A 9,226-nucleotide genomic window follows, 5' to 3' on the forward strand; every position below is an offset into this window, starting at 1 on the left:
GGTCGGAATTACAAGTTGAGTGTACCACAAATGGCTGTTTTAGTTGTCTAGCTTAATTTTACAATCGGCGTAAATATAAAAGTATAATTAAAAAATACAAAATGACGTCGATTCAGCGAGCTATGTCAGAATAATTCACATAATGGACAGAAATTAGCAAGTAAAATCAAATAATAGTTAAATAGGAAGGAACGCAACTTTTTTTGAAGAAAAAGCTTAACTTTCCGCATAGGGCTAGGGGGGTAACGTTTTTTATGATATACTTAAAAATGTTAGGGGTGAGTAAAAATTGAGCAAGGATATAATTGGAAAAGTAAGAGAAGCTGAAAATTTAATTGATTCTATGAAAGTAGAATTAGCGGATAAAAAAGAAGCGATTCGTGAAAATGAAAAAGAAAAAATTGAAACTTATCGCAAAGAATTAGAGCAATCTCTTGATGGCATTGCTTCTGAATTGGAGCAAGAAAGAAATCAAGAATTAGCCGAAGTCCGTGAAAGAGTTAATCATGAAGTTGATAATTATCGGCGACATGCCCAAGATGATTATCAAACTCATAAAGGAGAACTCATTCAAGCTGGAATAAAGGAGGTTATGAGTCAATATGGCAATTTCAGTCATGAAGCGGGTAACAATCATCGCGGAGCAAGCGAATAAAGAATTATTACTCGAATCCCTCCAAGAATTAAAAGGAACTGAAATCGTCCCTTTTGAAGAAGTGGAGGAAGCAGATCGTGATGTCTTCTTTGACGGCGCAGCATTGAATTCAGAAGATTCAAAACTGAATCATTACACGCTGAATAAGATTGAGGAAGCGATTGAATTTCTGAAACAATACGGATCACAGCCATCTTTTATCAAACGGATGCGAGAGAAACGTAAAGTTTACTCCCTGCAAGAACTTGAAACTGAAGTGAATTCAATGAATCTTGAATCACTATTAAGACTGGTTAGTGAAAAACGTTCTGAATTAGAACAATTAAGGCAAGCGATTACAGAACTTGAAGAAAAGGAACAATTTCTTAGAAAATGGACCAACTTAGATTTCTCACTGAAGGAGTCTGATGACTTTAAGCATTTTGATGTCGTTGTCGGTTCGATCGATACAGAAGATTCAACTGAATTTATAGATAACTTAAAGAACGTTACTGATGAAGTATTGGTTCAAGAGGTGTATTACACTGAAGATATAAGCGGTTACACGATTGTTTTTTCTAAAGAGCATCAAGAAGAGGTTCACGAAGTCATCAGACGATCGAATTTATCTGAATTAGATTACGAGTACGAAAAGTTACCTAAAGAAGAGCTTCAAGTGGTATTAAGTAAACGTAAAGAAATGATTGAAGAGCAATCTGAACTTGTGAAGCGATTCAAATCAAATCGCCAGTTATTGAGTAATTTAAAATTAGCTCAAGAATACTATGCGAACTTAATTGAACGTGAAAAAGCAAGTCAATTATTACTAAATAGTTCTCATTTATTTATTCTTAAAGGATGGATGGATGCCGACGAAGTTTCAGATAATATCGTGAATATTAATCATGTGATTGGTGAAGACAACCTTGCAATCTTTACATATGATGTTGATCCTGAAGAAGATAATTTAGATGACGTTCCAGTGAAGTTGAAGAACAGTGCATTTAGCACACCTTTTGAAACTTTAACCCTTCAATATGGAACACCGAAGTATAATTCAATCGACCCAACACCGTTTTTCTCATTTTCTCAAGTGCTATTCTTTGGATTAATGAGTGCTGATGTAGGGTACGGATTACTGTTATTTATCGCAACATTCATACCGATTATGTTTTTCGAATTAAGCCCAGGTATGAGAAAAACCTTGAAATCATTTAATTTTATGTCAGTTGGAACGATTCTAGTTGGCTTATTTTTTGGTAGTTTCTTTGGATTCTCACTGCCATTTGGTGTGATGGATTTATCTGCACAAGTTATTGAAGTGATGATATTCTCTGTTGCCTTAGGTTTAGTTCATTTGTTAGTAGCTTATTCATTAAAATTCTATCTAACAATGAGAGAAAAAGATTATGGTAGTTCTTATTTAGATGCATTACAACAAATTATGATGCTTATTGGTGGGGGATTAATGGCAATTAATCTCGTTCTTGAAATACCGATATTAAATACAATTGGTTTAGTATTGTTACTTGGGAATGTGATTGGAATGTTCGTTGTCAACATGATTGTAGCGAAAAATCCACTGATTGGTTTCGGTCAAGGTGCGTTTGGTTTAATTGATTTAGCGGGGATGATTGGTGATATCGTCAGTTATACACGTTTAACAGCCTTAGCCGTTGCTGGAGCGAATATTGGTATGGCATTCAACCTTATCGTAGGTCTGTTGCCGCCGTTTGTACGTTTCACAGTCGGAATATTATTATTCTTGGCATTACATGCCTTAAATATTTTCATTACTTATTTAGGAGCTTATGTGCATTCAATGCGTCTGCAATTCGTTGAGTTCTTTGGTAAGTTTTATGAAACAGGTGGAAAAGCTTTCAAACCATTAAGCCCACTTGAAAAAGAAGTTTGGATTCAAAAAAATTATAACAATAAATAGGAGGAATTAATAAAATGGAATTTCTACAAACATTATTCGGAGAAAACATTGGTCTAGTATTTGGAGGATTAGGGGCAGCAATTGCAACAATCTTTGGTGGAATTGGATCAGCACGCGGAGTTGGTATCGCAGGGGAGTCTGCAGCAGCTTTAGTTAAAGAAAAGCCTGAATTATTCGGACAAGCGTTAGTACTACAACTATTACCAGCGACACAAGGTTTATACGGATTCGTAATCGGATTATTAATGTTATTACAATTAGATGCTGGTATGGATACTTCAACAGGATGGTACTATGTTATGTGTGCTTTACCAGTAGCAATCACAGGTCTGACTTCAGGACCAGCACAAGGTAGAGTTTCTGTTGCAGGTATGCAAATCATTGCACAAAGACCAGAAAACTCAACTCAAGGGATTGTATTCTCAGCGATGGTTGAGACATACGCTATTCTTGGATTCGTAATTTCTCTACTTATGTTCTTATTAGTTTAATTACTGCTTTTACAATTAGACAAGAGAGGAGTGAGTAGATGGCTGATATTAATGGATTAACCAACAGTGTAATCGAACGAGAACAAGCCAAGGTTGACCAAGCGGTCCAAGCTTACCAACAAGAGCAAGCGGCCGAAACGGAAACTAAAAAAGAAAATCTAAAACAAACATTTGTTAAACGCAAATTTAATCTTGAACAAGATAGCAAACGTCAATTAGACATCTTGCTAAACAGTGCAAGTTTAAGAAAACGTGATCAAATATTAGAGACAAAGCAAGCAATTATAAGCGATTATATCGCGCAAGTGAAACACTCATTTGAACAGCTTGATGCAGAAACAACAAAGAAATTTATCGAAAGTGTTCTAAATGAATACTCAAATCCTGAACAATACGAAATTGTCTTAGGTGAAAAAACACGTGACTTATTAAATAACTCGCTTCAAGTGAAAGCACCAGTTTCTAACGAGACGGTTGCTGGCAAAGCAGGCTTTGTCCTACGCCAAGGAAGTATTGAGTATAATTATTTATTCGACAACTTAGTGGAAGAGAAGACGAGTTCTTTACAAAGACTTATCGTCGATCAGATTTTCAAAAAATCATAGGAGGTGGATTACATGCAAGATAGTTCATATGGACCGTTGAATACAACCGTCCGCGTACAAGAGACTAATCTCCTAAAGCAAAGTGACTATGACCGAATGTTATCAGCCAAAACCTATGAGGATGCTGTTCGAGTATTAGCCGACACCGGTTACCGTGATGGTATGGAAGAAGCGATTCAAACGAGAGAGTATGACGATATGTTAATGGATGAGTTGAAAGAAACTTACCAATGGATTATGGATCAATCGCCAAGTCCCGTACTTTCTGAATTAATGACTTTAAGCTATGCATATCACAATATCAAAGTGTTATTCAAAGAAGAACTTACGGGTAAAGACTTTGACCAAACATTAATTGATATCGGACTGTATCCTATTTATGAATTTCGCCGTGCGGTTTCTCAAGGGCAATCGGATGCTTTACCAAAATGGTATATGCAAAACATCAACAATTTAAGAATTGAATTTGCTGAGACACCACGGTTGAATGATATTGATATTTTCGTAGACCGTGCTTACGTCCATCATTTAAAACGTTTATCAGAAGAGATAGCCGACCATGACGTGACACGTTATATTGAAAAGTTAATTGATAATACAAATATGTCGATATTCTTTAGAGCAATGGCCAATGATCGTGGTCGTACACACTTACAAGCGACAATTACTAACGAAGGAGCGATTTCAACCGATTATTTTGTTGAAGTAGCTGAAGGCGGTATGGAGAACGCGATTCGCGTCTTCTCAGACTCACCTGATTACCGTGATATTGTGGCAGAAGCAATGGACGATCAAGGAAAATTCTCATTGAGACGTTTCGAACAAGCGATTGATAACGCAACGGAAACGTATTTAAAACAAGCAAGATTTCTTGTTTTTGGTCCGTTACCTGTCTTAGCGTTCATTAGTGCTAAAGAGATTGAAGTGAAGAATATCCGACTGGTTTTAACAGGGAAGATTAATAACATCGAATCAGACATTGTAAGAGATAGGATGAGATTAGATTATGCAGTATAAGATCGCTATCGTAGGAGAGAAAGATACAGTTTACGCTTTCGGGATGTTAGGAATGAATGTATTTTATACAACAGACGCAAAACAAGGACGTCAAGTTGTCAAAGATATCATAAAAGATGATTACGGTGTGATTTTTATTACTGAAAATCTGGCACAACAAATACCAGATATTATTAAAAAATATGATGATGAATTCATGCCGGCCTTCATTCTAATCCCAAGTGATTATGATTCTGAAAGTATCGGTTTACAGCGCGTTCAAGAAAATGTGCAAAAAGCCGTCGGTCAAAATATTCTATAGGAGGTATTATTATTGGATTCTGGAACAATCGTATCAGTATCTGGTCCTTTGGTAATCGCAAAGGGCTTAGATAACGCAAAAATTCGTGACATTTGTTACGTGGGTGACGCTAACTTAGTTGGTGAAATTATCCAAATTCGTAACGAAAATGTTTACGTACAAGTTTATGAAGAGACTTCAATGGTCGGTCCTGGAGAGCCTGTAAGACCTACAGGGAACCCATTATCAGTTGAATTAGGACCTGGATTAATTGCTGGAATGTTTGATGGTATTCAAAGACCACTACAAAAACTAGCAGAATTATCAAATAATTCATTCTTAGACCGTGGAGTTCACTTACCAGCTTTAGATCGTGAAACAATTTGGAATTTTACGAAAAACGTTGAAGTTGGAGACATGGTCGAATCAGGAGATATCATCGGTGAAGTTCCTGAAACTGATGTTATCTCACATAAAATTATGGTACCTGTAGGTACAAAAGGAACAATTAAATCAATTCAAGATGGTGATTTTAAAGTAGAAGATAATTTATACACTGTTGAATTGGAAAATGGTGAAGTGAAAGAATTTAACATGATTCAATCATCACCAATTCGTGAAGGACGTAAAACTTCACGTAAACGTACACCTGATGAGCCATTAATTACTGGACAACGTGTCATTGATACATTATTCCCAGTTGTTAAAGGTGGAGCAGCAACTGTTCCTGGACCATTCGGTGCAGGGAAGACTGTTGTACAACATCAGATTGCTAAATGGGCAGACGTGGACATCGTTGTTTATATCGGTTGTGGTGAGCGTGGGAACGAGATGACGGAAGTTATTAACGAATTCCCGGAACTAGTTGACCCACATACTGGTAAATCAATTATGGACCGTACAATTTTAATTGCCAATACATCAGATATGCCGGTTGCGGCTCGTGAAGCGTCAATCTATACAGGAATCACTATCGCAGAATATTTCCGTGATATGGGTTACTCTGTTGCCGTAATGGCGGATTCAACTTCTCGTTGGGCTGAGGCATTACGTGAAATCTCAGGTCGTTTAGAAGAGATGCCAGGGGACGAAGGTTACCCAGCTTACTTAGGTAGTCGACTGGCAGAATACTACGAGCGTGCTGGTAAAGTAGAAACTTTAGGTAAACCAGAACGTACTGGTGATATCACTGCAATCGGAGCCGTATCACCTCCCGGAGGAGATACATCAGAACCCGTAACACAAAACACAATGCGTGTAGCGAAAGTGTTCTGGGGACTAGACGCGACACTTGCTCGCCGTCGTCACTTCCCTTCAGTAAACTGGTTAACATCATACTCATTATATTCTTCAGATATGAATATTATTATGGGTAACCGATTAGGAATCGATTGGGATTCAATGGTTAAACATACGCGTGCTTTATTACAAGATGAGTCAGAATTAGAAGAAATTGTTCGTTTAGTTGGGGTTGAATCTTTATCAGATACAGACCGCTTGAAATTACAAACAGCAGCAATGATTCGTACAGACTACTTACAACAAAACGCTTATGACGATGTGGATACATTTACGGACTTAGAGAAACAAGCTCAAATGTTACAAACAATTCTTTATTTTGAAGAGAAAGGTCGCGAGACTTTAGAGCTTGGGGCTTCAATTAACAGTATCTTAAATGGAACAGTCAACTTAAGAGAGCGTATCGGACGTATGAAATATATCGAAGATAACACAGAAGCGCCTTACGCTGAAATTCGTAAAGCGATTGATGATACGTTAAGACAAGTGATGCAAGATGGAGGTGAGGTCTAAGGTGTTAAAAGATTATAGAGGTATTACTGAAATAGTCGATCCGTTAATTACGGTTCAAGACGTTGAAGGTGTTAAATTCGACGAGTTAGTAGATGTTCAATTAGGTAGCGGAGAAACACGTCGAGGCCAAGTACTAGAAGTTAAAGATGATAAAGCTGTCGTTCAATTATTCGAAGGTTCGACAGGGATCAACAAAATGGATACAAAAATCCGTTTCTTAGGACACCCATTAACATTAGATGTGTCTGAAGATATGATTGGACGCCGTTTTGACGGTATGGGACGAATTGCTGATGGTGGACCAGATTTAATTCCTGAGAAATCATTAGATATTAACGGGCAAGCAATTAACCCGGTTAAACGTCTGTATCCAAACGAATTCGTTCAAACAGGAGTATCAACGATTGACCATTTAAACACATTAGTTCGTGGTCAAAAATTACCAATCTTCTCTGGATCTGGACTTCCTCACCAAGACTTGGCTGCACAAATCGCACGTCAAGCTTCGGTAGTCAATTCAGATGAGAAGTTCGCGGTAGTGTTCGCAGCTATCGGGGTTACTTTTGAAGAGGCAGAATTCTTCATTAATGACTTTACTGAAACTGGCGCGATCGATCGTTCAGTTGTATTCATCAACTTAGCGGATGACCCAGCTATTGAACGTATCGCAACGCCACGTATGGCTCTAACAGCTGCTGAATATTTAGCGTTTGAAAAAGACATGCATGTTCTTGTAATTATGTCAGATATGACTAACTACGCGAACGCATTGCGTGAAGTATCAGCAGCGCGTCGTGAAGTACCAGGACGTCGTGGTTACCCAGGGTACTTATATACAAACTTAGCGACACTTTATGAGCGTGCAGGTCGTATAGAAGGATCTAACGGATCAGTGACTCAAATTCCAATTGTCACCATGCCGGAAGATGATATCACTCACCCGATCCCTGACTTAACCGGTTATATTACTGAGGGACAAATTTTATTATCTCGTGAGTTATATAACCAAGGTATTGAACCACCGGTAGATGTTTTACCATCATTATCTCGTCTGAAAGATAACGGGATTGGAGAAGGTAAGACACGTGCGGACCACGCATCAACCATGAACCAGATTTTCTCTGCTTATGCTCAAGGTAAAGAAGCGAAAAGTTTAGCTTCTGTATTAGGGGACTCTGCCTTAACGGACAGTGACTTGAAATACTTAGAGTTTGCGGATGAATTTGAACAACGTTACGTGAACCAAGGTTACTACACAAACCGAACAATTGAAGATACATTAGCAATTGGTTGGGACTTATTAGGTATCTTGCCACGTACAGAATTAACTCGTATTAGTGAGGAACACTTGGATCAGTACTTACCAAAGACTGAGGAAGGGTGATAAGCCATGGCACAACTAAACGTTAATCCGACAAGAATGGAACTTGCTCGTCTGAAAGACCGTTTAGCATTAGCAACACGTGGGCATGATGTCTTAAAAGACAAACAAGACGGGTTAATGCGTAGTTTTATCGAATTAATTCGTGAGAACAATGCCTATCGTCAAGAAGTTGAAGGCCACCTGAAAAAAGGAATGCAAAACTTTGCCTTGGCAAAAGCTTTACTGCATGAGGAATATCTAGAACAGATTTCCTTAGTCCCTCAATATGATGTAACGGTAGATGTTCGTAAGGAAAATATGATGAGTGTAAAAGTGCCTAAAATGCACTTCAGTTCAGATGATCATGATGATCAGTCACTGAATTACGGTTACATCAACTCGAACGCAGACTTAGATGAAACTTTACAAGAATTCAGTGATGTTCTACCTAAAATGTTAAAACTCGCTGAACTTGAAAAGACGAGTCAATTATTGGCGAATGAAATCGAAAGAACGCGACGCCGAGTAAATGCCTTACACGAACGAACAATTCCAGACTTGGAAGAAACAATCAAAACAATCCAAATGAAACTTGACGAAAACGAACGTGCAGAAATTACACGACTGATGAAAATCAAAGATTTCGATCAAGAAGATTAGTTATAAAAGAGAAAACCCACCAAATCGGTGGGTTTTTTCTTGTTTTATGAGGGATTTAAGGGTTGCGGGGCATCGTGTTGTGGCGCGACGTACCGCAAATGAGGATACGGAGTGTCGTGCTCACTCACGACGCCCCGCAAATGGGAATGCAGAGTGTCGTACTCCCTCACGACGTCCCACAAATGTGAATATGTAGTGTCGTGCTCACTCACGACGTACCGCAAATGAGGATACGGAGTGTCGTGCTTACTCACGACGCCCCACAAATGCGAATGCGGAGTGTCGTGCTCACCCACGACGTCCCGCAAATGTTTATGGCAATATAAAAGTACAGAAGAGGAGGTGCGGATGTTTTTTTGGACTTTTTCAAGCAATTAAACCTAGTTTCTTTCTGTAATCAATCGGACTGAGACCGCCTAGAG

9 protein-coding genes are annotated in these 9,226 nt (G+C 38.4%); all 9 read left to right on the forward strand.

The features are described from left to right. Positions 1-289 precede the first annotated feature (289 nt). From ACFO5Y_RS07340 to ACFO5Y_RS07380, 9 genes are read left to right on the forward strand one after another with little or no spacing between them, the layout of a single operon-like run. Entirely contained in the window at positions 290-655 is a 366-nt protein-coding gene (locus ACFO5Y_RS07340; RefSeq protein ID WP_197105211.1) for a hypothetical protein, read from the forward strand. Further along, positions 603-2,576, forward strand: a complete 1,974-nt coding sequence (locus ACFO5Y_RS07345) for a V-type ATP synthase subunit I (protein WP_197105212.1) — start codon at positions 603-605, stop codon at positions 2,574-2,576. Before ACFO5Y_RS07340 ends, ACFO5Y_RS07345 begins: the two co-directional genes overlap by 53 nt. 14 nt (positions 2,577-2,590) lie before the next feature. Next, positions 2,591-3,067, forward strand: a complete 477-nt coding sequence (locus ACFO5Y_RS07350; RefSeq protein WP_197105213.1) for a V-type ATP synthase subunit K — start codon at positions 2,591-2,593, stop codon at positions 3,065-3,067. 38 nt (positions 3,068-3,105) lie between these two features. Continuing rightward, a complete protein-coding gene (locus tag ACFO5Y_RS07355) occupies positions 3,106-3,672 on the forward strand; it encodes a hypothetical protein (protein WP_197105214.1) in 567 nt (188 codons plus the stop codon). Positions 3,673-3,684: 12 nt separating this feature from the next. Then, positions 3,685-4,689 carry a V-type ATPase subunit gene (locus ACFO5Y_RS07360; protein WP_197105215.1) on the forward strand — a complete coding sequence of 335 codons (1,005 nt, stop codon included), beginning with the start codon at positions 3,685-3,687 and terminating at the stop codon, positions 4,687-4,689. Next, on the forward strand, positions 4,679-4,990 hold the full coding sequence (locus tag ACFO5Y_RS07365) for a V-type ATP synthase subunit F (protein WP_197105216.1): 312 nt from the start codon (positions 4,679-4,681) through the stop codon (positions 4,988-4,990). Before ACFO5Y_RS07360 ends, ACFO5Y_RS07365 begins: the two co-directional genes overlap by 11 nt. Before the next feature lie 12 nt (positions 4,991-5,002). Continuing rightward, positions 5,003-6,781, forward strand: coding sequence for a V-type ATP synthase subunit A (locus ACFO5Y_RS07370; RefSeq protein WP_197105217.1), 1,779 nt, complete (start codon positions 5,003-5,005; stop codon positions 6,779-6,781). Position 6,782: 1 nt separating this feature from the next. Beyond that, a complete protein-coding gene (locus ACFO5Y_RS07375; protein WP_380706394.1) occupies positions 6,783-8,165 on the forward strand; it encodes a V-type ATP synthase subunit B in 1,383 nt (460 codons plus the stop codon). A 6-nt stretch (positions 8,166-8,171) separates the two neighbouring features. Then, positions 8,172-8,804, forward strand: a complete 633-nt coding sequence (locus ACFO5Y_RS07380; RefSeq protein ID WP_197105219.1) for a V-type ATP synthase subunit D — start codon at positions 8,172-8,174, stop codon at positions 8,802-8,804. Positions 8,805-9,226 lie beyond the last annotated feature (422 nt).

It is taken from the genome of Ruoffia tabacinasalis, assembly GCF_042652985.1.
GTDB classification, from domain to species: Bacteria; Bacillota; Bacilli; order Lactobacillales; family Aerococcaceae; genus Ruoffia; species Ruoffia tabacinasalis.